The following is a 22,796-nucleotide window of genomic DNA, read 5'->3' on the forward strand; positions in this document are numbered from 1 at the left end:
GTGGCCGGTGTGCACTCGGGTGGTCTCGGGCAGGTCGTTGAAGATCCGGCCCTCGATGGAGTCGAGGATCAGCTCGTAGCTGGAGTAGGAGCGCCCCGTCGCTCCGGGCCCGCCCTGGAAGAGGGTGTCGCCGGAGAAGAGCACCGGCCCGCCGGGGTGGTGCTCATCGGTGAGGTCGTCGGTGAAGAAGCAGGTCGAGCCCGGCGAGTGGCCCGGTGTGTGGATCGCGGTCAGTCGTACATCGGAGACGGTGAAGGTGTCTCCGTCGGCGAGATCGACGTCGGGCTTGGTGTGGCCGTGGACCTGTTCCCAGAGGACCAGATCCTCGGGGTTGAGGTGGATGCGTCCGCCGACGGCGCGCTGGACGGCCAGGGCTTCGCTGATGTGGTCGTCGTGGCCGTGGGTGAGCAGGATCGCGACCACCTGCCGGCCGCCGACGGCCTCGGCGACGGCTTCGGCGTCGTGGGCGGGGTCGATGATGATGACTTCCTCGTCGTCGCCGACGAGCCAGACGTTGTTCTCGACCTCCCAGGTGCCGCCGTCCAGGGAGAAGGTCCCCGCGGTGGTCAGATGCTCGATGCGGGCTCGGGTCATGTCTGTTCCTCTCGTTCGCTCGGGGCGGTCGGGGCGGTCGGGGCGGTCGGGGCGGAGCCTCGGCAGAGGCGCCGGGTCGGCGGATCTCGTCTCAGGTGATCTCGACGACGCTGCGCAGCACTTCGCCCTGGTTCATGGTCTCGAAGGCCTGCTGGACCTGATCCAGGCGCACGCGTTCGGTGACGAAGGCATCCAGATCCAGGCGTCCCTGCTGGTACAGATCGACCAGCATCGGGAAGTCGCGGGAGGGCAGGCAGTCGCCGTACCAGGAGGACTTCAGCGCTCCGCCGCGGGCGAAGACATCCTGCAGCGGCAGCTCCAGGGTCAGCGAGGCGTCGGGGACCCCGACGAGCACCACCCGGCCGGCGAGATCCCGGGCGTAGAAGGCCTGGGTGTAGGTCGCCGGGATCCCGACGGCATCGATGACCACATCGGCGCCGAAGCCTGCGGTGTGTTCACGGATGGCCTCGACCACCTCGGTGGTGGCGGCGGAGACGGTGTGGGTCGCGCCCAGCTGCCGGGCGGTGTCGAGTTTGCGCTCGTCGAGGTCGACGGCGATGATCGTCGTCGCTCCGGCCAGCCGTGCGCCGGTGATCGCCGCAGTGCCGACCCCGCCGCAGCCGATGACCGCGACGGATTCGCCGCGTTGGATGCCGGCGGTGTTGATCGCGGCACCGATGCCGGCCATCACGCCGCAGCCCAGCAGCCCGACCGCGGCGTCGTGGGAGTCGTCGACGTCGTCGATGACGGTGCACTGGCCGGCGGCGACCAGGGTCTTCTCGGCGAAGGCGCCGATGCCCAGGGCGGGTTCGAGCTCGGTGCCGTCGGTCAGGGTCATCTTCTGGGTGGCGTTGGCGGTGTCGAAGCAGTACTGCGGCTGGCCTTTGGCGCAGGCGCGGCAGTCGCCGCAGACGGCGCGCCAGTTGAGGATGACTTTGTCGCCGACGGCGAGGGAAGTGACGTTCTCGCCGACGGCGGCGATGCGGCCGGTGGCCTCGTGGCCGAGCAGGTAGGGGAAGTCGTCGCCGACTCCGCCGCGCTGGAAGTGCTGGTCGGTCTGACAGACTCCGCAGGTATGGACATCGACCAGGGCTTCGCCGGGGCCGGGGTCGGGGACGATGATCGATTCCACGGTCGCGGGGGCGTTCTTCTCGGTGACGACGACGGCATCGACGGTATACGGCATGGTGCTCCTGTTCGTGAGGGATGGACGAGGGGTGCGGGCGCCGGTTCGCGCCCGGGGGCTCCGGACGCGGAGAAGCCCCGAGGTCAGGCCCGCATGCGCGAGGCTGTCGGGTCGAAGAGCGGATCCTGCGCCACCGTGGCGCGGTGCCGTTCGCCGAAGTAGGAGGCCTCGACGACGGTGCCGACGGCGACGTGCTCGATCGGCAGCCAGGCGTAGGCGATCGACAGGCCCGTGGTGTAGCCCTGGTCTGCGCTGGTGATGTAGCCGATCGCCGGCCCCTCCGGGTCTGTCGGGTCATGGACCGGTTCGTGGCCCATGAGCACCCGAGAGGGATCCTCCAGGGTCAGGCAGACCAGGCGGCGCGTCGGCTGATCGGCCCCGAGCGCGGCGAGCTTCTCGAGCGTCGCTCCGCGGCAGGCGAACTCCAGGCCCGCCTCAGCCGGCGTGTGCTCGCGGGTCATGTCGGCGCCCCAGAGGCGCATGCCCTTCTCCAGTCGCATACTCTCGAAGGCGCGGCGCCCCACCGGCAGGATGTCGTGCGGTCGGCCGGCGGCGATCAGCGTGTCCCAGAGGTAGCGGCCGAACTCGGCCGGAGTGTAGAGCTCCCAGCCGAGCTCGCCGACGTAGCTGAGCCGCATCGCCAGCACCGGCACGCCGGCCACGGAGAGCTCCCGGCAGCGGTAGAAGCGGAAGGACTCGTGGGAGATGTCCTCGTCCACCAGCTCGGAGAGGATCTCGCGGGCCTTGGGTCCCCAGAGGCCGAGCCCGCAGGAACCGGAGGCGGCGTCGGTCAGGTGCAGCTGCACCCCGTGCTCGCGCATGCGGGCCCACAGCCAGGCGGCGTCCTGGTTGCCGTTGGTCCCGAAGTGGTAGGTCTCCTCGCCGGTGCGGGCGATCGTGATGTCGGAGAGGATCCCTCCGCCATCGTCGAGGATGAGCGCGTAGACGATGCTGCCCACGGAGCGTCCCACGCGTCGGCTGAGGAGCGCCTCGTCCGCCAGAGCGTCCAAGAACTCCGTCGCCCCGGGGCCGGAGAGCTCCAGCCGCGGCAGCGAGGACATGTCCACCAGCCCGACGGACTCGCGCAGGCGCTGCGCCTCCACCGCCACCAGCGGGCTCCAGTACTGCGCGGACCACTGATCCCGAGTGGGCAGCGGCGAGTCGCCGAGCATGGGCACCGCCGGCTTCCGGTCCGGCAGAGTGGCGTTCGACTCGTACCACAGCGGACGCTCCCAGCCGGTGGCGGAGCTGAACGCCGCACCGCGGCCGCGCTGACGCTCGTAGAACGGCGACGTGCGCAGGCATCGCAGGCGCAGCGTCGTCGAGCGGGGGTGGACGATGTCGTAGACCTCGTCGTAGGACTCCTCGCCCTGTTCGCGCGCCCAGCGCTTCGAGGTCATCAGCGGATCGAAGCGGGAGAGGTCGAGGCCATGGGTGTCGATCCCCGGCTTGCCGGTGGTGATCCATTCGGCGACGACTTCGCCGACGCCGGCCGACTGGGTGACCCACACCGCCTGGGCCATCCACAGACCCTCCAGCCCCGGCACCGGCCCGAGCAGCGGGCCGCCGTCGGGAGTGAAGGAGAAGATCCCGTTGAAGCTCAGACTCTCGTCGAGCGTGGACTCGCGCAGCTCGGGCAGCAGCTTCTGCGCCTCGACCCAGGAGGACTCGAAGTCCTGACGGGTGAAGGCGTGGATGGAGGGCTGGACGCCGTTGCGCTCGGCCTGCTCGGGGTCGGCGATCTCGTCGTCGTCCACCGGCAGCGGCCGGTGCTCGTAGGCGCCGATCGCGATCCGCGAGCCCCATTCGCGGAGGTACATGGCGTGATCCTGATGGCGGATCATCGGCCGGGCGACCTCGGTCTGATCGTCGAGACTGGCCAGGGACTCCAGCGGCCGGCTGAAGCCGAAGCCATGCTCGACCGGGACCATCGGGATGTCGACGCCGAGCAGCTCACGGGCCATCTTCGGTCCCCAGAGGCCGGCGCAGGAGACGACGATGTCGGCCTCGAGCGGCTCCGGCTCGGCGTCGCTGCCGACTGCTCGGACATCGACGCCGGTGACCCGGTCGCCCGACCGGCGGATGCCGGTCACCTGGGTCCGGCTGAGGATCCGGGCGCCGCCGGCCTCCGCGCGACGCGCCTGGAACTCCACGGCCCGGGTCCCTTTGACCACGGCGTCGGTGGGGGTGTGGAGCGCGCTGAGCACATGGTCGGTGTCCAGGCCCGGCCACAGTTCGGCCACCTCCTCGGGGGCGACGAGCCGCGCCGGCACGCCCCACGCGGCGGCGGCGTCGCGGCGGCGCCGCAGCTCCGCCTCGCGCGCCGGGGTCGTGGCGAGCTCCAGGCCGCCGACGCGCTTCATCACCCATTCGCCGGAGACCTCGGCTCCGTCGAGCTTGTCCAGCGTGCGCTGGGCGAGCTCGCACGAGGCCTTGTTCGTGGACGTCTGGAAGACGAACCCGGGGGCGTGCGAGCTGGACCCGCCGGTCTCGTAGGCCGGGCCCTGCTCGACGACGGTGACATCCTGCCAGCCTCGCTGGACCAGCTCGTCGGCCACCGCCGCGCCGACGACTCCGAGACCGATGATGACCACGCGGGATCCGTGCGCCGCGGCATGCTGGGACATATGCCCTCCATTGGTTGCACTATAAAAAACAGTGTTCTATCTGCGCAACCAACTCTAGAAAGGCTGTGATCTGCCGCACAAGGGGGTCGACCTCCAGATTTCCTGGACGCGGCCGCGATCCCCTCCGCCTGGGGCCGGTTCGGCGAGTTCTGCTGATTCAGCGCGCTCCGCGGGCTCAGTGGTCGCCGAGGTAGCCCATCCGTGCCTCCAGCGTCCGCGCCTGCTCCTTGAGCCGCTCGGCGAGCTCGGCGAACTGGGACTCCGGCAGGCGGAACGACGGAGCTGTGATGGACAGGGCGGCCTCCACGCGGCCGCCCTGTCCGCGCACCGGCACTGCCAGGGCGTTGATCCCCTGCTCCCACTCCGCCACGGCCGAGGCCCAGCTGCGTCGCCGGATGGTCTCGAGCTCGCTGCGGAGCACCTCGGGGTCGGTCATCGTCATGCCGGTGAAGCTGTCCAGGCCGCGCTCGATCAGCCGCTCGAACTCCTCCTCGTCGGCATGGGCCAGCAGCATCTTGCCCGTCGACGTCGCGTGCAGCGGGCCCCGCTGGCCCACGTACTGCTGGCTGACGCTGAGCATCTGGTCGTCGGTGGCCTGGGTGATCGTCACTGCGTGGCCGTCGTCCAGGATCGCGATGTTCACCGTCTCGTTAAGGTGCTGGGCCAGGGCGTCGCAGCAGGCCTGGGCATCCTTGGTGAAGTCCATCCGGCTGGCCACCGAATTGGCCATGTGCAGCAGGGCCATCCCCAGTCGATAGGCGCCGCGCTCGGTCTCCTGCTCCACGAGGCTGTGCAGCTCGAGCGTGCCGAGCAGGCGGAAGGCCGTGGAGCGGTGCACGTCGAGCGCGCGGGCGACCTCGGTGATCGTCATCGTCGACTCCTCGCTCAACAGGCGCAGGATCTGTGCCGCTCGATCCACGGACTGGATCGGGTTCAGGTTCTCGGGCTTCAAGCGGGCCCTCCTCAATTCGATCGGTCAAGGTCCTTGACCGTTCTGTGATGCGAGCTGTAATTTCTATCACACGACATGTTGCACACAGCAAACCATGTTGCTCTATAGGCAACAATAGTTCCAGCCTGGTGGTGATGGCAAGTGAGTTTCCGCGTCTGTTCCCTGCAGGACCTGACTCCCGGGGAGGGACTCCGCATCGATTCGATCAGTCCGCCCATCGCGGTCTTCATGACGGAGGAGGGCGAGGTCCATGCCCTCGACGACACGTGCACGCATCAGGACGCCTCGCTGGCGGCCGGATGGGTCGAGGACTGTCGGGTCGAGTGCCCGCTGCACGAGAGCACCTTCTCGCTCCGCACCGGGGCGGTCGACCAGCCGCCCGCCAAACGCGGCGTCCGGGTCCACGAGGTCGAGGTCGACGGCGACGACGTCCTCGTCGAGCTGTCCCAGGACGCTCCCAATCTGCCCCCCGGCGTGACCGTCTGATGGAAGAGAGCACCATGAGCCCGATCAACCCGCTGAACCCAGGACTCCCGGTCGACGGGCACCTGCTCATCGTCGGCTCCGGCCTCGCCGGCTACCATGTGGCCCGCGGCGCCCGTCTGAACGGCCACGTCGGCGCGATCACCGTGCTCGGCGACGAGCTGCACCCCGCCTACGACCGCCCCGCACTGAGCAAGGCCTTCCTCAGCGGGGCCGCGGCCTTCGAGCATCTGGTCCTCGACGACCCCGAGAACCCCCTCGACGTGACCTGGGCCGGCGGCTCCGCGGCCGTGCACCTCTCCTCCGAGCCGCTGGGCGTGGAGACCGCCGACGGCACGTTCCACGGCGCCGACAGCATCGTCCTCGCCACCGGAGCCCAGGCCTGCCGGCTGCCCATCTCCGGCCAGGGGACCTTCGTGCTGCGCAACGTCGACGACGCGATCGCCCTGCGCGGTCGCGCCGTCGAGAGCCAGCGCGTCGCCATCGTCGGCGGCGGCTTCCTCGCCCTGGAGGCCGCGGCGACCTGCGTCGAGCGCGGAGCGGCGGAGGTGACCGTCGCCGCCGGTGAGCACAATCCCGGCGCCGCGCGGCTCGGTGCCCCCGTGGGCGAGGCGGTGCGCGCGCTGCATGAGCGCCGCGACGTCGCCTTCACCGCACCGGCCCGCGCCGCTGAGGTGAACGACGTGCCGGGAGGCCAGGAGCTCGTCCTCGCCGACGGCCAGACGGTCGAGGCCGACATCGTCATCTGCGCCATCGGCGCGACGCCGTCCACCGCCTGGCTGCGCGACGGGATCCTGAGCCTCGACCCGGTGACCGGCGCGATCCTCTGCGACGACACCGGATTCACCGGCATGCCGGGCATCTGGGCCGCCGGCGACTGTGCCCAGTGGGCCTCCCAGGCCTCCGGGCTGCGTCCGGTCGGGCACTGGCAGGAGGCGGTGGAGCAGGCCGGCATCCTGGCCGCCTCGCTGACCGGCATCCCGCCGGCTCCCTTCCAGGAGCCCTACTTCTGGTCGGAGCAGTACGAGGTCCGGATCCAGGGCGCCGGGCGCATCGGCCTGGCGGACGAGGTCCGCGTGGTCGACGGCTCGATCGAGACGAACGACCTGCTGGTCAGCTACCTCCGCGAGGGTGCCGAGGTCGGCATCCTCGGCTTCAACCGGCTGCGCGAGGTCAAGCGCTGGCGCAAGCAGCGCCAGGTGCGCACCGAGCCGGCCCTGGTCGCCTGACCATCTGCGACGAGTCCCCGGCGCGCCCCCGAGGCGTCGGCGTCGCGGGTGGCCCGCCGCCCAGCCACGGAACCGCCCCTGCAGAAAGAGGACATCCATGATCATCGACCACCTGGAGGAGCCCCTGCCCGGCTCATCCCTGAAGCCGACGCCGCCGGGGGAGGCCTACACCGACCCGGAGATCTTCGCCCGCGAGCAGGAGCACATCTTCGAGCGTCAGTGGAACTGCGTGCTCCGCGCCGACTCGCTGCCGAGCGCCGGCCAGTGGAAGACCGCCACGATCGGCCGCGAGGAGATCATCCTGGTGCGCACCCGCAGGTCCGGGATCGCGGCCTACTTCAACGTCTGCCGCCACCGCGGCATGCGCGTGTGCACCTCCGACGAGGGCCGGAACAAGACGCTGCAGTGCGGGTATCACGCCTGGACCTATGGGCTCGACGGCGAGCTCGTGGCGGCGCCGAACCTGACCTCGATGCCCGACGTCGACCGGCAGGAGTACGGCCTCAAGCCCGTCCACGTCCGGGAGTGGCTGGGCTACGTCTGGGTCTGCCTCGCCGAGGACCCGCCCTCCTTCGAGGACACCGTCCTGGGCGAGGTCCGCACCAGCTTCGGCGAGGTCGAGTCCATCGACAACTACGGCATCGAGGACCTCGCCTGCGGCGAGACCAAGACCTACGACGTGCAGGCGAACTGGAAGCTCATCATCGAGAACTTCATGGAGTGCTACCACTGCGCGACGATCCACCCGGAGCTGACCGAGGTCATCCCGGAGTTCGCGGACGGTCTGGCCTCGCAGCGCGCCGGCGGCCAGGTCCACGGGGCCTCCTTCGGCGGCGAGGTCGAGGGCTTCACCGTCGACGGCTCCTCGGGCGTCTCGGAGCTGCCGGCCGTCGCGCCGGACCAGGAGCGGAAGTACTACGCGATCACCGTCCGGCCTCAGGTGTTCATCAACACCGTCCCGGACCACGTGATCATCCACCGGATGTTCCCGATCTCGGAGAGCCGGACGACTGTGGTCTGCGACTGGCTCTTCCTGCCCGAGGTCGTCGAGCAGATCGACGCCGGCACGCTGGACGTGAGCAAGTCGGTCGAGCTCTTCCACCGCGTCAACCAGCAGGACTTCAACGCCTGCGAGCTGACCCAGCCCTCGATGTCGTCGACCGCCTACCGCGGCGGCGGGGCGCTGGTCCCCAGCGAGCATCACATCGCAGAGTTCCATGCCTGGTGGTACGAGGCGATCGGGATGCCGACCGGCTCCGCGGCGGAGGGCCTCTCCGCAGTTCGGTCGTCACCATGACCATCAGCGTCTTCGACCTGTTCAGCATCGGCATCGGGCCGTCCTCCTCGCACACCGTCGGGCCGCTGCGTGCGGCGCGCCGCTTCGTCGACGAGCACCTGGTGCGGCCTGACGTGCTGCCGCGCGTCGCGGAGATCCGAGTGGACCTCTTCGGCTCGCTCTCCGCCACCGGCGCCGGCCACGGCACCTTCGGCGCGGTGCTGCTGGGCCTCGAGGGCTGGGCGGCGGAGACGGTCCGTCCCGACCAGGTCGACGAGCGGCTGGCGGAGATGCGCGCCGACGGGCTGGTCCAGGTGGGCGCGCAGCTCGGGGCGCGGCATGACATCGCCCTTCGTGAGGAGGACTTCGTCCAGCGTCCGCTGACCATGCTGGAGCGACACAGCAACGCGATGCAGCTGACCGCCCGCGATGCCGGGGGCGCCGAGATCGCCGTGGAGATCTACTACTCCGTCGGCGGCGGATTCGTCGTCGCCGAGGGCGACGAGGTCTCCGACCACGTCGGAGTCGACGAGGACGCCGCGGGGCAGGAGCCGGAACAGGACGCGGGGGAGGCCACGAGCGAGGTGCCCTTCCCCTTCCGCACCGCCGCCGAGCTGCTCGAGATCTCCCGGCGCGAGCAGCTGCCCCTGTCCCGGATCATGCTGGCCAACGAGTGCGCCTCCCGTTCCGAATCCGAGGTGCGCTCCGGGCTGCTGGAGATCTGGCAGGTGATGGAGGAGAGCAAGGAGTCGGCACGGCGTCGCATCGGGCCGCTGCCCGGCCGGCTGAAGGTCCGACGGCGCACCGGCGACTGGCATGCCCGGCTGATGGAGCGGGACCCCGACCGCAGCCATGCCTACTGGCAGGAGTGGGTGAATCTGGTGGCGCTGGCGGTCAACGAGGAGAACGCCTCCGGCGGCCGGGTCGTCACCGCCCCGACCAACGGAGCCGCGGGCATCATCCCCGCCGTCGGGTTCTACGCCACGCACTACGGGCCCGGCGCCACGTTCGCCGACGAGGCGGACCGCGAGGACATCGTGACGACCTATCTGCTGACCGCCGGGGCGATCGGAGTGCTCTACAAGGAGCAGGCCTCGATCTCCGGAGCCGAGGTCGGCTGCCAGGGCGAGGTCGGCTCGGCGTCGTCGATGGCCGCCGCCGGTCTCTGCGAGGTCCTCGGCGGCACTGTCGAGCAGGTGGAGAACGCCGCGGAGATCGCCATGGAGCACAACCTGGGGCTGACCTGCGACCCGGTCAGCGGTCTGGTGCAGGTGCCCTGCATCGAGCGCAACGCGATCGCGGCGACCAAGGCGGTCAACGCGGCGCGGATGGCGCTGATGGGCGACGGCGAGCACCGGGTGAGCCTCGACCAGGTCATCGACACCATGCGCGAGACCGGCAAGGACATGTCCCACAAATACAAGGAGACCGCGCTCGGCGGACTGGCCGTGTCCGTCGTCGAGTGCTGAGACCGCGCCGCGGGCAGAGCCGCCCGCCGCGCGCATCGCCCTGGATTTCCGAGACCCCACTAGGAGAGACCATGACCGACGCCGTCGCCTCGCTGCGCGAGGAGGACCCGGAGATCGCCGCGGCGATCGACGCGGAGCTCCACCGACAGAGCACCACCCTGGAGATGATCGCCTCCGAGAACTTCACCTCGCCGGCGGTGATGGAGGCCCAGGGGTCGGTGCTGACCAACAAGTACGCCGAAGGCTATCCCGGCTCCCGCTACTACGGCGGCTGCGAGCACGTCGACCGCGTCGAGCAGCTCGCCGTCGACCGGATCCGCGACCTCTTCGGCGCCGAGGCGGCCAACGTCCAGCCCCACTCCGGGGCACAGGCCAACGCCGCAGCGCTGATGGCCCTGCTCGAGCCGGGGGAGGCGATCCTCGGACTGAACCTGGCCCACGGCGGGCACCTGACCCACGGGATGCGGCTGAACTTCTCCGGTCGGCTGTACCACGTCGTCTCCTACGGCGTGGACGAGGACGACCACCGCATCGACATGGAGGAGGTCGCCCGGCTGGCGCGCGAGCATCGCCCGCGGGTGATCATCGCCGGCTGGTCGGCCTATCCGCGGCAGCTGGACTTCGCCGCCTTCCGCGAGATCGCCGACGAGGTCGGAGCCTGGCTGATGGTGGACATGGCGCACTTCGCCGGCCTGGTCGCCGCCGGGCTTCACCCGTCGCCGGTCCCGTACGCCGACGTCGTCACCACCACCACGCATAAGACCCTCGGCGGGCCGCGCGGCGGGGTGATCCTCTCGCGGGAATCGTTGGCGAAGAAGATCGACTCCGCCGTCTTCCCCGGGCAGCAGGGCGGTCCGCTCGAGCACGTGATCGCCGGCAAGGCGGTGGCCTTCCGGGCCGCAGGCTCGGCCGCCTTCCGGGACCGCCAGGAGCGCACGCTCTCCGGCGCCCGGATCCTCGCCCGCCGGCTGAGCGAGCCCGACGTCTCGGCCGCCGGGATCCGGCTGGTCAGCGGCGGCACCGACGTGCACCTGGTGCTGGTCGACCTCCGCGACGCCGAGCTGGACGGGCAGCAGGCCGAGGACCGACTGCATGAGATCGGCATCACCGTCAACCGCAACGCCGTGCCCTTCGACCCGCGTCCGCCGAAGATCTCCTCGGGGCTGCGGATCGGCACGCCGGCGCTGGCGTCCCGCGGCTTCGGCGACGAGGAGTTCGCCGAGATCGCCGACCTCATCGCCTTCGCGCTGGCTCCTCGGCTGACCGACGGCGACCTCGCCGAGCTGCGCGACCGGGTCGCCGCGCTGGCCGCACGCTTCCCGCTGTACCCCCACCTGGAGCCCGCGATCGAGGAGGTCGCCTGATGGCCGTGCCGCCGCCCGAACACCCGGACTTCCTCTGGAGGAACCCCGAGCCGAAGTCTTCCTACGACGTGGTCATCGTCGGCGGAGGAGGTCATGGGCTGACCACCGCCTACTACCTGGCCGCGCACCACGGGATCACGAACGTCGCCGTCGTCGAACGTGGCTGGCTGGCCGGCGGGAACATGGCCCGCAACACCGCCATCATCCGTTCCAACTACCTGTGGGACGAGAGCGCGGCGATCTACGAGCAGTCGTTGAAGCTCTGGGAGCAGCTGCCCGAGGAGCTGGACTACGACTTCCTCTTCTCCCAGCGGGGCGTGCTGAACCTGGCCCATACATTGGGAGACGTCCGGGAGTCCCGGCGCCGCGTGGAGGCCAACCGGCTCAACGGCGTCGACGCCGAGTGGCTGAGCCCCGAGGAGGTTCAGGACGTCTGCCCGATCATCAACACCGGCGACGATATCCGGTATCCGATCATGGGCGCGACCTACCAACCGCGGGCGGGCATCGCCAAGCACGACCACGTCGCCTGGGCGCTGGCCCGGCGCTGCGACGAGCTGGGCGTGGACCTCATCCAGAACTGCGAGGTCACCGGCTTCCTCAAGGACGGGAACCGTGTCGTGGGCGTCGAGACGACTCAGGGTCGCATCCACGCCGGCAAGGTCGGACTCGCCGCGGCCGGGCATTCCTCCCAGGTCGCGGAGATGGCCGGGGTCCGGCTGCCGATCCAGTCGCATCCCCTGCAGGCGCTGGTCTCGGAGCTCTTCGAACCGGTGCATCCGACCGTGGTGATGTCCAACCACGTCCACGTCTACGTCTCCCAGGCGCACAAGGGCGAGCTGGTCCTCGGTGCGGGCATCGACCAGTACGTCGGCTACGGGCAGCGTGGAGGATTCCACGTGATCGAGGACCAGATGGCCGCCGCCGTCGAGCTCTTCCCGATGTTCGGCCGCGCCCACGTGCTGCGGACGTGGGGCGGAGTCGTCGACACGACCCTCGACGCCTCGCCGATCATCTCGAAGACGCCGGTCGACCAGCTCTACGTGAACTGCGGCTGGGGCACCGGCGGGTTCAAGGGCACCCCCGCCTCGGGGATGACCTTCGCCCACACGATCGCCCACGACGAGCCGCATCCGCTCAACGTGCCGTTCTCCCTGGAGCGCTTCGAGACCGGCTTCCTCATCGACGAGCACGGCGCCGCCGGCGTCGCCCACTGACCGCGGTCCTCGACCACCGACTCCGTCCCCAAGAGGTCCCACCATGATGCTGATCCCCTGCCCGCACTGCGGGCCGCGCAATGAGACCGAGTTTGCCTACGGCGGCCAGGCCCACGTCTCCCACCCGGAGGATCCCCACGCACTCGACGACGCCGCATGGGCGCGCTACCTCTTCTACCGGGAGAACCCCAAGGGGCTGTTCGCCGAGCGCTGGGTCCACTCCGCCGGCTGCCGGAGATGGTTCAACGCGGTGCGGAACACCGTCACCTACGAGGTCCAGTCGGTGGAGCCGATCGGCCCCCGGCCCCCGGGCGGACGCCCGGCCGAGTCCACCACGTCCGAAGGAGGACACGCATGACGGCGACACCCCGACGAGTCCCCACGGCGGCCGCCCCCCACGCTCGCATCGAACCCGCCCGGCCGCGTCGACTGCACTTCGACGGGGAGGAGCTCGTCGGCGCCGAGGGCGACACCGTGGCCAGTGCGCTGCTGGCCTCCGGCCGGATCCGCGTCGGCGACTCCATCTACCGCGGCCGGCCCCGCGGCCTCATGGCCGCCGGCGTCGAGGAGCCCAACGGGCTGCTCTCGGTGCGTTCCCCGCACCCCGGCCAGGCCCGCGAGTCGATGCTCTCGGCGCCGACCGTCGAGCTGGTCGACGGCATGGAGGTCGAGCTGCTCTCCGGGCTCGGCACCCTGGACCCCGGCCCCGACGAGGCCTATTACGACCATAAGCACGTCCACACCGACGTGCTCGTCGTCGGCGCCGGACCCGCCGGACTGGCCGCCGCCCGCGAGGCGGCCCGCTCCGGCGCCCGGGTGATGCTGCTGGACGAGCAGCCCGAGGCTGGCGGCGGCCTCGACGCCCGTCCCGGCGCACTGATCGACGGCCAGCCGGCCCGCTCCTGGATCCGCGGCGTCGAGGGCGAGCTGGCCGACCACCCGGAGGCGGTGCACCTGCAGCGGACCACGGTGGTCGGCAGCTACGACGCGAACTACATGGTGGCCGTGGAGCGGCGCACCGCCCACTGGACGCGGCCGCCGGGCGACGGCGTCTCCCGCGAACGGGTCTGGCACATCCGTGCCGGCCAGGTCGTGCTGGCCACCGGCGCCCACGAGCGCCACATGGTCTTCGCGCACAACGACCGGCCGGGCATCATGCTCGCCGGGGCGGTGCAGCGGTACCTGAACCGCCACGGCGTGCTCGTCGGGGACCGGACCGTCGTCGCCACCACGGGCGACCAGGCCTACGACCTCGTCGACGACCTCCGCCGGGTCGGCGGAGAGGTCGTCGCCGTCGTCGACTCCCGCCCCGAGCTCTCGCCGCGGGCGGCCCGGACCCAGGAGGCCGGGGTGCCGGTGCACACCGGCTCGGTGGTCGCCCACACCGAGGGCGACGAGGACGGAGTGCTCAGTTCGGCGATCATCAGCCCCATCGCCGAGGACGGGACGCTCACCGGCTTCGTGAAGGCCGTCGAGACCGATGTGCTCGCGCTCTCCGGCGGCTTCTCCCCGGCGATCCACCTGCACACCCAGCGTCAGGGCCGGATCCGCTGGGAGGAGTCGCTGGCGGCCTTCGTGCCCGAGACTCCGGTGACCGGCCAGCGCACCGCCGGCAGCGTGGACGGCACATTCGACCTCTCCGGGGCGCTCGCCGAGGGCGCACGGGCCGGGGCGGCGGCCGCCGTCGACGTCGGCTTCTCCCGCGAACCCTCGATCCCGCGGGCTCCCGTCGAGGAGATCACCCCGGCGGCGCCGGTGTGGCTGGTGCCGCCGCTGGACGGCGAGGACCGGGAGGCCTACCGGAACCACTTCGTCGACTTCCAGCGGGATCAGACGATCGCCGATGTGATGCGCTCCACCGGAGCGGGCATGCGCTCGGTGGAGCATGTGAAGCGCTACACCTCGATCTCCACCGCCCACGACCAGGGCAAGACCAGCAGCGCGGCCCTGGTGGCCGCCCTCGCGCGGCTGCTCGGCCGGGAGAACCCGGAGGGGATCGGACTGACCGCGTTCCGGCCGCCGTACACGCCGGTGGCCTTCGCCGCCCTGGCCGGCACCCGCCGCGGCGACCTCTTCGACCCCGCCCGGGTGTCTCCGATGCACTCCTGGCACGTCGAGCAGGGGGCCGAGTTCGAGGACGTGGGTCAGTGGAAGCGTCCCTGGTACTTCCCCCGCGGGGGCGAGACGATGGACGAGGCCGTGCTGCGCGAGTGCGCCGCGGCGCGCGAGTCGGCGGCCTTCATGGACGCCACCACGCTGGGCAAGATCGAGATCCGCGGCGCCGACGCGGGCGAGTTCCTCAACCGCATCTACACCAACGGCTTCAAGAAGCTCGCCGTGGGCAAGGGGCGCTACGGCGTCATGTGCGGCGAGGACGGGATGATCTTCGACGACGGCGTCACGCTGCGGCTGGCCGAGGACCGGTACCTGATGACCACCACCACCGGCGGTGCCGCCGGAGTGCTGGACTGGCTCGAGGAGTGGCTGCAGACCGAGTGGCCCGAGCTGGACGTGACCTGCACCTCGGTGACCGAGCAGTATGCGACGGTCGCCGTCGTCGGGCCGCGCTCCCGGGACATCATCGCCGAGCTGGCCCCGGACCTGGACGTCTCCGTCGAGGGCTTCGAGTTCATGGGCTTCCGCGAGACGGTGCTGGCCTCCGGGATTCCCGCGCGGATCTGCCGGATCTCCTTCTCCGGCGAACTGGCCTTCGAGATCAACGTGGCCTCCTGGTACGGGCTGCAGGTCTGGGAGGACGTCGCCGCGGCGGGGGAGCCCCACGGCATCACGCCCTACGGGACCGAGACGATGCACGTGCTCCGGGCGGAGAAGGGCTTCATCATCGTCGGCCAGGACACCGACGGTACCGTCACCCCTCAGGACGCCGGGATGGACTGGGTGGTCTCGAAGCACAAGGACTTCATCGGCAAGCGGTCCTTCGAGCGTCCCGACACCCGGAGGGAGGACCGCAAGCATCTGGTCTCGGTGCTGCCGGTGGACGCGCGGCTGCGTCTGCCCGAGGGCGTGCAGCTCGTCGACCCCGCGGCGGACCTGACGCAGCACCCGGTGCCCATGGAGGGCTGGGTGACCTCCTCCTACGACTCGGCGGCGCTGGAGCGGACCTTCGGCCTGGCGCTGATCGCCGAGGGACGGAACCGCCTCGGCGAGACGCTGCACGCCGTCGTCGACGATCAGCCCGTCGAGGTCGTCGTCTCGCCCACCGTCCTCTACGACCCCGAAGGGAGCCGCCGCGATGGCTGACATCCTGTTCACCCAGGGCCCCGATGAGCTGAAGCGCGCGCCGCTGGCGCCTCTGCACCGCCGACTCGAGGAGGTGTCGCAGCCCGCTCCGTCGACGATCCGACTGGCCGAGCGGCCGTTCACCACCCAGATCGGCCTGCGGGCGGTGCCCGACACCGCCGCCCACCGATCCCTGGCCGAGACGCTCGGCGTCGGGCTGCCGGACCGAGTCGGCGAGGTCACCGGCGACGCCGCCGACGTCGCCGTCCTCTGGCTGGGACCCGACGAGTTCCTCGTCGTCGCCCCGCCGAACCGCTCCGAGCTCGTCCCCCTGCTCCAGGAGGCCCTCGGGGCCGAGCCCGGCCAGGTGGTCGATCTCTCGGCGAACCGGACGATCATCGAGCTCGGCGGATCGTCCGCCCGGGACGTGCTGGACAAGGGCGTGCCGGCTGATCTGCATCCGCGGGTCTTCCCGACGGGGACGGCGGTGACCACCACGCTCGGACCGGCGGCCGTGCTGCTGTGGCGGGCGGCGGAGGAGAACTGGTGGATCCTGCCGCGCGTGTCCTTCGCCGAGTACACCGCTCAGTGGCTGCTCGACGCGGTGCGCGAGCATCGTCTCGCGGCGCCCGACGGCGTGTCCGACGCCGTGCCCGACGCGGTGGCCGACCCGGCGCCCGCATCCGCTCCCGACTCGCGCGAGGAGGCCCCATGGCCGGCGACGACGGCATGATCCTGACCCTGGACTGTCCCTCCACGCTGGGGATCGTCCACGCCGTGAGCGGCGTGCTGCTCGAGCACGGCTACAACATCATGGAGCTCGCACAGTTCAACGACCCCCGTGAAGAGCACTTCTTCCTGCGGGCTCGGGCGGAACGCGGCTCCGACGAGGCCTCGGCGCCCGAGCAGGTCGAGCGGGACCTCGCTCCGGTGGCCGAGCGCTTCGGCATGAACTGGGGACTGCGTCGTCCGGGAGAGCGCCCGCGCGTGCTGGTGATGGTCTCGAAGTTCGAGCACTGCCTGAACGACCTGCTCTTCCGCGCGCGGAAGGGTGATCTGCCGATCGACATCGTCGCAGTGGCCTCGAACCATGATGATCACCGGGGACTGGTCGAATGGCACGACATCCCGTTCTTCCATATCCCGGTCACGCCGGAGACCAAGCCGCAGGCCGAGCAGCAGCTGCTGGATCTGGTCGACCGGATGGCGATCGACCTGGTGGTGCTGGCCCGCTACATGCAGATCCTCAGCGACTCGCTGGCCACGCGGATGGAGGGACGGGTGATCAACATCCACCATTCCTTCCTGCCGAGCTTCAAGGGTGCGAAGCCCTACCACCAGGCGTACGAGCGCGGGGTGAAGACGGTCGGGGCCACGGCGCACTACGTCAACAGCGAGCTGGACGAGGGTCCGATCATCGCCCAGAGCGTCGTCGGCGTCGATCACACCTACGGCCCCGACGATCTGGTCGCCGCCGGACGAGACACCGAGTGCAAGGCGCTCTCCGACGCCGTGCGCTGGCACGCCGAGGGGCGGGTGATCCTGCACGGCACCAAGACGGTGGTGCTGCGCTGATCCGTCGACGCGCCGGCGGCGACGGCGCCCGGCAGGCGGCGGGGCCGGGGGAGCGGCGTCCTAGACTGGCGCGATGACCCCCTCAGCGCTGACCCGCCTGCTGGGGCGCGGCCGGCCGCGCGCCGTGCGCGCCGGCCTGGTGCTCTCCCTGGTCGTCGCCGTCGTCGCAGACCGCATCGCCCGAGCGCTGGCCGGCGACGATCTGCTCGGCGGGGTGCTCAGCCTCTCGCAGGTCTCCGCCCGCACCGAGGCCGCCGGACCGCTCCTGGCGGCCGGGGTCGGCGCGCTGCTGCGTCTGCTGGGGTGGTGGCCGGCCTGGGCCGAGGGAGGCGGGCGAGCGGCCGCCGGGCCCGTGCTGGCCGGCGGGGCGGCGATGCTCGGACTGACGACGCCGGTCGGAGAGCTCCTCGGCGCCGAGCTGCCGCTGCTGCTCTGCCTCGGCGTCGGCGCCGTCGGCGCCTGGCTGCTCCGTGAGCCGGACTGGGGCGCGGTGCGCTCGCCGGAGGTTCGAGGAGGCCTGCTGCTGACCGTTCTCTGCGGTCTGCTGGGGCTGACGCTCGCCGTCGGGATCGCTCAGCAGTCAGGGTCCTCCGCCGGCGTCGATCTGCTCGACGCCGGCAACCGGGTGCTGCTGACGGTCGCGGCGGTGGGACTCGGCGTGGGCGTGCCGCTGCGCGCTCCGGTCCGGGCGCTCCGGCGTCGTCGGAGGGCGACCGCCGACGACGGCGAGTCCGCCGCGACGGCGACGGCGCGGGCGACCGGCTCGCTGCTGCTGGCCGCCGCGGCGGCGGGGGCCGCGACGGCGCTCCTCGGCTGAGGTCGGCGGAGCGTTCGGCGCACTCGACACGTATTCGAAACTATGTTCGAATGTGGTCATGCGGTGGGAATCCCAGAAGGTCCAGGAAGGGGAGTCCGCGGCGCTCATCCCGCTGAAGGGCATGATCCGCAGCGTGCGCACCCCCGAGTTCGACGGCGTCACATTCCACGAGGTCGCCGCGAAGACGGCGCTGAATCGAGTGCCGGGGCAGTCGGCCATGCCCTTCGAATGGACGATCAATCCGACGCGAGGGTGCCTGCATCAGTGCGTCTACTGTTTCGCGCGCAAGACCCATGAGTATCTGGACCTGGACTCCGGGCGGGACTTCGACAGTCAGATCATCGTCAAGACCAATATCGCCGAGGTTCTCCGCGCTGAGCTCTCTCGTTCGTCGTGGAGACGTGAGCACGTCGCGCTGGGCACAAACTCGGATCCCTATATGCGGGCTGAGGGGCGCTACCGCCTGATGCCGGGGATCATCCGGACGCTCGCCGAGTCGGGGACGCCGTTCTCGATCCTGACCAAGGGGCCGCTGCTGAAGCGGGATCTGCCCCTGCTTCGGGAGGCCGCCCAGCTGGTGCAGGTCTCCGTGGCGGTCTCGCTGGCGATGGTCGACCCGCAGCTGCAGCAGCGCATCGAGCCGGGCACTCCGGATCCGCGTGCTCGGCTGAACCTGATCCGGTCGATCACCGACGCCGGTCTGGAGTGCTCGGTTCTGGCCATGCCGATCCTGCCGTGGCTCAGCGACGCCCCCGAGCAGATCGATGCCCTCCACGCCGCGCTGTCCGACGCCGGGGCCTCCGAGGTGACCGCCGGCGCCCTGCATCTGCGCCCCGGGGCGCGCGAATGGTTCCTGCAGTGGCTCGCCCGCGAGCATCCCGAGCTGGTCGGCCGGTACCGCCGGCTCTATCGCGGGGGATCCTACGCCGCGTCGGGATATCGGTCCTGGCTGGAGCGGCAGGCCGCCGCGGCACGACGACGTCACGGCTTCGACCGTCCCGATGCTCCTCGGGATGACGACGAGGTCTGGCGCCGTCGCCGGGACCCGGCAGGCGGTCCGGAGTCGGCGATGAACGAGATCGCCGCCTCGCCGGCGCAGCCGGCGCTGTTCTGAGCATCGGGAGCTCGGCCTCGGGGCGGGTCCCGATGGCACAATGGAGCCATGAGCGTCATCAAGATCAATGCGATCACCGTCCCCGCCGATGCCGGCGACGAGCTGGGCCGCCGCTTCGCCGCCCGGCACGGTTCCATGGAGGGCACTCCGGGTTTCGAGGGTTTCGAGCTGCTCGAGCCCACTGATGGCCGCACCACCTGGCTGGTCATCACCCGCTGGACCTCCGAGGAGGACTACGAGAGCTGGCGGAGCTCCGAGCAGTTCCAGCGGTCCCACGGCCGTTCCGGCGAGGACGAGGAGAGCGGCTCCGGAGAGGGCTCGAGCGAGAAGAAGGCCCCGGTGGGCATGTCCTCGGAGCTGTGGAGCTACCGAGTTTCAGTCACGGGCTAGCTCCTGGTAATCTGATCTGGTCGTCGAACGGTTTCGCCGTTCAAGGCCCCGCCTCCGTAGCTCAGGGGATAGAGCGTCGGTTTCCGGTACCGAAGGCCGCAGGTTCGATTCCTGCCGGGGGCACTCACTCGGGTGAGCCCCGCATCCGCGAGAACACGCGGATGCGGGGTTTTTTTCATGCCCTCGCGCAGGTGTGGCGTGCATCACTTCTGGGGGTCTACTAGTGACTTTATTGGGAACTTTCTGTGTGACTGCCCATGCGACTCCATGGTCGTCCATGGCGACTCTGAGGGCACCTGGACGTCACCATGCGGACACCACTCTTCCGCATGTCAGCGGTACCCCATCCATCCGGCACGGCCCTCGAGGCCAACGCTGAGGTCGGCACCTCCGTCGTCGGCGTCCGTGCTCTGGACACGTCTGGCGCCGCAGAAGGCTCAGATACGTCCAGAACTGGGACGCCGTTCCAACAGGGGCGGGTCGCAGGGGCCCGGACGGAGGCTCGGGCGCTGCTGCGGTTCCGCGAGTCCCCGCATCTGCTGACGGGGTCGTGCCGGCCGCTCGTGACCAGCATGTCGGTCACTTCCTCTCTGCGCGGTCGCCCTCCAGGAGGGCCATGCCGCCAGGCTCCAGAGCATCATGGACTCCGCTGGATCGATGCCATGGCGCTGATCCGATCCGAATCGTCACGCGCAGCAGTTCCTCCGACCGTCATCCCCGGCGCGAGGCTCCCGTCGGCGTCGTGGACCCCGTAGAGTGGGGCGCGATCCGTGACGGGCGTCACGTCGTTCGGCGATGCGTCGTCGTCACGGAGGGCGCCGGCCGGCGACGGACCGGCGTCTCCGCGATCGTCGAGACCATCACCGGGAGACCCTCGCATGTCAGAACACGCGACCTATGATCCTGCCGGTGATGGTTTCACCGGCACTCTGCCGGCCTTCCTCACGTGGTTGGAGGAGCACCTGATCTACAGCAGAGTGCACATCGGCGATCCCCGGCCGGATTCGCTGTACCCCGAGCAGGAGGCCCCGCCGGTGCGACGGATCGAGCTGCACTCCGGAGGCGGGCCCGACGACGAGCTGCTGCTCTCCCGGGTGAATCTGCATTCCCTGCTCTCGGTCATGTACTGGTACTCCTCGCACCGCGGAGGAGTGACGGTCTATGAAGTGCCCGTCCAGGAGTTCGACGCCGAGCAGGAGCGCCGCTGGCTCGATGCATCCACCGATGTGGTCAGCACCCTCCAGCGCGCACGGAGTCTGCTGGTCAGCTCCGCCCACGACGACGAGTTCAAAGTCGCCCTCCCGAACGGCGCACGGGTGCGCTTCTCCGAACTGGAGCGTGAGGGCGACAGCGAGCCCGCCGGCGTTCTCACCGCGGAGGCGATCAGCGACGAGGAGGCTGTGGGCGAGAAGGTCTGACCGTCTCAGTCGGCTGTCGAGGCGGCCCTCGGAACCGGCCAGCAGCATGAAGAAGGTCCTCGGCACTTCCTGGAGCACGAAGGCGAAGTCCTCCGAACCCATCGCCGGTCGGTCCACGGACACCACACGCTCGGGGCGGTCGTCGACAGAGCGTGCGGCCGCTCTCCCGCCCGGCCGGGCATCAGTTCGGTGGACGGGAGGGCGAGATCACACCGAGGTCGGGATCAGTCCGCGGCCGTCTGCACGCCCCAGACAGCCTCGCCGCTGTCGGAGAGCACGCTGAGGGTGACCACCGGATCGCCGCCGGCGGGATCCACCTGCTCGGCGAAGATGCCGTCGTGCTCGACGCCGTCCAGGGTGATCGTCGCACGGTTCTGCGCCTCGAGTCTCCAGGTTCCGGCCGGCTCGCCCTCGGCGTCGACGATCCGGCCGTCGCCGAGGAGGGTCACCGTCCTCGTCTCCGCCGGCTCGGCCGAGATCTCGCGACTGTGGTCGACCAGCTCGTACTCGCCGGGCACGCCGGGCCGGAGCACCTTCTCCATCGGTTCGCCGGACTCCTGCAGCGGGGCGGCCACGGGCCACCCGTCCTCGGTCATCTGCATCCGATGGGTGCGGACCTGGTGCCGTTCGCCCTCGCCCGGGAAGCGGGTGTGGAAGATCAGCTCCATCCGTCCGGTCTCCGGGTCGCGGTAGGTGGTGTTGTGACCGGGGGAGACGTATCCGAGGTCCTGCACGGTCTGCGGATCGGCGCCCGCGGCGTCCTCGGAGAGCTGGAAGCCGTCCATCACCAGCGTGCCGAAGGGCTCGATCGACTCGTCGTCGAAGATCGACTCCTCCGGGTCGGCGGCGACCTGGTCCATGCGATTCCCCGCGGCGTCGTAGAAGGGGCCGTCCGGCTCCGTCGAGCGTGCCACGCGCATGGTGTACCCGCCGTCGGCGGTCAGCCCGCCGAAGGAGGTGAAGAGGTAGTAGTAGCCGGTCTCCGGGTCGTGCATCATCGACGGCGCCTCGATGCGGCTGTGATTGCCGCCCATCAGGTGCTTCCCGTAGCCCTGTCCGGGCAGCGGCTCGCCGGTCTCCTCGTCGAGCTCCAGGATGAAGATGCCGCCGGAGTAGGAGCCGTAGACCATCCACAGCGTGCCCTCGGCGTCGCGGAAGATGTCCGGGTCGACGACGTTGGGATGCACCGTGGCGTCGTAGGGCGTGCCGTCCTCCGAGGGGCCTTCGCCCTCGCGGTGGCCCGAGCGCAGGATGATGCCCTGGTCCTCATAGGGGCCGTCGACGTCGTCGGCGATCGCGATGCCCATCGCCGAGCGCGGGGAGGATCCCTCGCAGGCGTTGTAGTACATCGCGTAGCGGCCGTCGGCCAGCTGGAAGACGTCCGGCGCCCAGAGGGTGTCGGTCTCGGCCCACTCGAAGGTCTCGGCGAGCTCGACGGTGACGTCCTCGAAGAGCGGATTCTCCGGGGTGGGCAGGTTGGCCTCCTGCTCCCAGGCGATGAAGTCCTCGGTGGAGGCGGCGGCCAGATGGGAGCCGAAGACCCAGGTCTCGTCGCCGGCGGCGACCGCCGACGGGTCGTGGACCTCCACATCAGTGTGCTCGGGGTCCTCGGGCATCGCGCCGCCGCCGGGATGGCTGCCCGGCGGGGCGGTGGAGCTCAACGTCAGTGCGGTCGCCGCGGTCAGCGCGGCGGAGGCTCGGTGCAGCACGGTGATCCTCCTGCGGTCGGGGTCGTGGATCCTCCTCGGCGCCACCGGTTCTACATCGATGTAACGCACAAGTTGTGAGCCAGGTTACACGACCGGGCGGGAGGTGACGACGGTGCGGTCGTCGCCTCCCGCCCGG

The 22,796-nt window shown here is 70.5% G+C and carries 19 protein-coding genes and 1 tRNA gene; 15 read left to right on the forward strand and 5 right to left on the reverse strand.

The genetic code is table 11. From position 1 onward, the window contains the following. The 4 genes from GU5_RS0104140 to GU5_RS0104155 form a co-directional block, all read right to left on the reverse strand. The coding region (locus GU5_RS0104140) for an MBL fold metallo-hydrolase (protein ID WP_010524318.1) at positions 1-594 on the reverse strand (594 nt) is incomplete at its 3' end. 91 nt (positions 595-685) lie between these two features. Continuing rightward, positions 686-1,780, reverse strand: coding sequence for an S-(hydroxymethyl)mycothiol dehydrogenase (locus GU5_RS0104145; RefSeq protein ID WP_010524319.1), 1,095 nt, complete (start codon positions 1,778-1,780; stop codon positions 686-688). An 83-nt stretch (positions 1,781-1,863) separates the two neighbouring features. Next, positions 1,864-4,407 carry an FAD-dependent oxidoreductase gene (locus tag GU5_RS0104150; protein WP_010524320.1) on the reverse strand — a complete coding sequence of 848 codons (2,544 nt, stop codon included), beginning with the start codon at positions 4,405-4,407 and terminating at the stop codon, positions 1,864-1,866. A gap of 175 nt (positions 4,408-4,582) precedes the next feature. Continuing rightward, on the reverse strand, positions 4,583-5,359 hold the full coding sequence (locus GU5_RS0104155; protein WP_010524321.1) for an IclR family transcriptional regulator: 777 nt from the start codon (positions 5,357-5,359) through the stop codon (positions 4,583-4,585). A gap of 141 nt (positions 5,360-5,500) precedes the next feature. Here GU5_RS0104155 and GU5_RS0104160 point away from each other — a divergent pair, with 141 nt between their 5' ends. The 15 genes from GU5_RS0104160 to GU5_RS0104230 all read left to right on the forward strand — a co-directional run bounded on the left by GU5_RS0104160 (position 5,501) and on the right by GU5_RS0104230 (position 20,951). Further along, positions 5,501-5,845, forward strand: coding sequence for a bifunctional 3-phenylpropionate/cinnamic acid dioxygenase ferredoxin subunit (locus GU5_RS0104160; RefSeq protein ID WP_010524322.1), 345 nt, complete (start codon positions 5,501-5,503; stop codon positions 5,843-5,845). Between the two features lie 14 nt (positions 5,846-5,859). Then, entirely contained in the window at positions 5,860-7,071 is a 1,212-nt protein-coding gene (locus tag GU5_RS0104165) for an NAD(P)/FAD-dependent oxidoreductase (RefSeq protein WP_010524323.1), read from the forward strand. Positions 7,072-7,168: 97 nt separating this feature from the next. Continuing rightward, the gene (locus tag GU5_RS0104170; protein WP_010524324.1) at positions 7,169-8,368 is read left to right on the forward strand and encodes an SRPBCC family protein; all 1,200 of its coding nucleotides are present in this window, start codon (positions 7,169-7,171) and stop codon (positions 8,366-8,368) included. Further along, positions 8,365-9,816 carry an L-serine ammonia-lyase gene (locus GU5_RS0104175; protein WP_010524325.1) on the forward strand — a complete coding sequence of 484 codons (1,452 nt, stop codon included), beginning with the start codon at positions 8,365-8,367 and terminating at the stop codon, positions 9,814-9,816. Before GU5_RS0104170 ends, GU5_RS0104175 begins: the two co-directional genes overlap by 4 nt. A gap of 71 nt (positions 9,817-9,887) precedes the next feature. Further along, positions 9,888-11,180 (forward strand): serine hydroxymethyltransferase, encoded by a 1,293-nt coding sequence (glyA, locus tag GU5_RS0104180; protein ID WP_010524326.1) that lies wholly within the window; start codon positions 9,888-9,890, stop codon positions 11,178-11,180. Next, on the forward strand, positions 11,180-12,397 hold the full coding sequence (locus GU5_RS0104185; RefSeq protein WP_010524327.1) for a sarcosine oxidase subunit beta family protein: 1,218 nt from the start codon (positions 11,180-11,182) through the stop codon (positions 12,395-12,397). The genes glyA and GU5_RS0104185 overlap by 1 nt, the downstream gene beginning before the upstream one ends. A gap of 43 nt (positions 12,398-12,440) precedes the next feature. Beyond that, positions 12,441-12,755, forward strand: coding sequence for a sarcosine oxidase subunit delta (locus GU5_RS0104190; protein WP_010524328.1), 315 nt, complete (start codon positions 12,441-12,443; stop codon positions 12,753-12,755). Beyond that, a complete protein-coding gene (locus GU5_RS0104195; RefSeq protein WP_010524329.1) occupies positions 12,752-15,658 on the forward strand; it encodes an FAD-dependent oxidoreductase in 2,907 nt (968 codons plus the stop codon). Before GU5_RS0104190 ends, GU5_RS0104195 begins: the two co-directional genes overlap by 4 nt. Then, positions 15,651-16,370, forward strand: a complete 720-nt coding sequence (locus tag GU5_RS13950; protein ID WP_010524330.1) for a sarcosine oxidase subunit gamma — start codon at positions 15,651-15,653, stop codon at positions 16,368-16,370. Before GU5_RS0104195 ends, GU5_RS13950 begins: the two co-directional genes overlap by 8 nt. Beyond that, complete coding sequence (gene purU / locus GU5_RS0104205) at positions 16,349-17,212, forward strand: formyltetrahydrofolate deformylase (protein ID WP_010524331.1); 864 nt, start codon at positions 16,349-16,351, stop codon at positions 17,210-17,212. Before GU5_RS13950 ends, purU begins: the two co-directional genes overlap by 22 nt. A gap of 73 nt (positions 17,213-17,285) precedes the next feature. Further along, a complete protein-coding gene (locus GU5_RS0104210; RefSeq protein ID WP_010524332.1) occupies positions 17,286-18,029 on the forward strand; it encodes a hypothetical protein in 744 nt (247 codons plus the stop codon). A 58-nt stretch (positions 18,030-18,087) separates the two neighbouring features. After that, the gene (locus GU5_RS0104215; protein ID WP_010524333.1) at positions 18,088-19,143 is read left to right on the forward strand and encodes an Rv2578c family radical SAM protein; all 1,056 of its coding nucleotides are present in this window, start codon (positions 18,088-18,090) and stop codon (positions 19,141-19,143) included. A gap of 48 nt (positions 19,144-19,191) precedes the next feature. Continuing rightward, a complete protein-coding gene (locus GU5_RS0104220; protein ID WP_010524334.1) occupies positions 19,192-19,533 on the forward strand; it encodes an antibiotic biosynthesis monooxygenase in 342 nt (113 codons plus the stop codon). Between the two features lie 50 nt (positions 19,534-19,583). Continuing rightward, positions 19,584-19,656, forward strand: a tRNA-Arg gene (locus GU5_RS0104225). 755 nt (positions 19,657-20,411) lie between these two features. Next, positions 20,412-20,951 (forward strand): hypothetical protein, encoded by a 540-nt coding sequence (locus GU5_RS0104230; protein WP_010524335.1) that lies wholly within the window; start codon positions 20,412-20,414, stop codon positions 20,949-20,951. Positions 20,952-21,175: 224 nt separating this feature from the next. Here the strand turns inward: GU5_RS0104230 and GU5_RS0104235 are convergent, their stop codons facing one another. Next, positions 21,176-22,660 (reverse strand): glycoside hydrolase family 43 protein, encoded by a 1,485-nt coding sequence (locus GU5_RS0104235; RefSeq protein WP_010524336.1) that lies wholly within the window; start codon positions 22,658-22,660, stop codon positions 21,176-21,178. Positions 22,661-22,796 lie beyond the last annotated feature (136 nt).

The sequence above is a fragment of the Nesterenkonia sp. F genome (assembly GCF_000220985.1).
Classification (GTDB): Bacteria; Actinomycetota; Actinomycetes; order Actinomycetales; family Micrococcaceae; genus Nesterenkonia.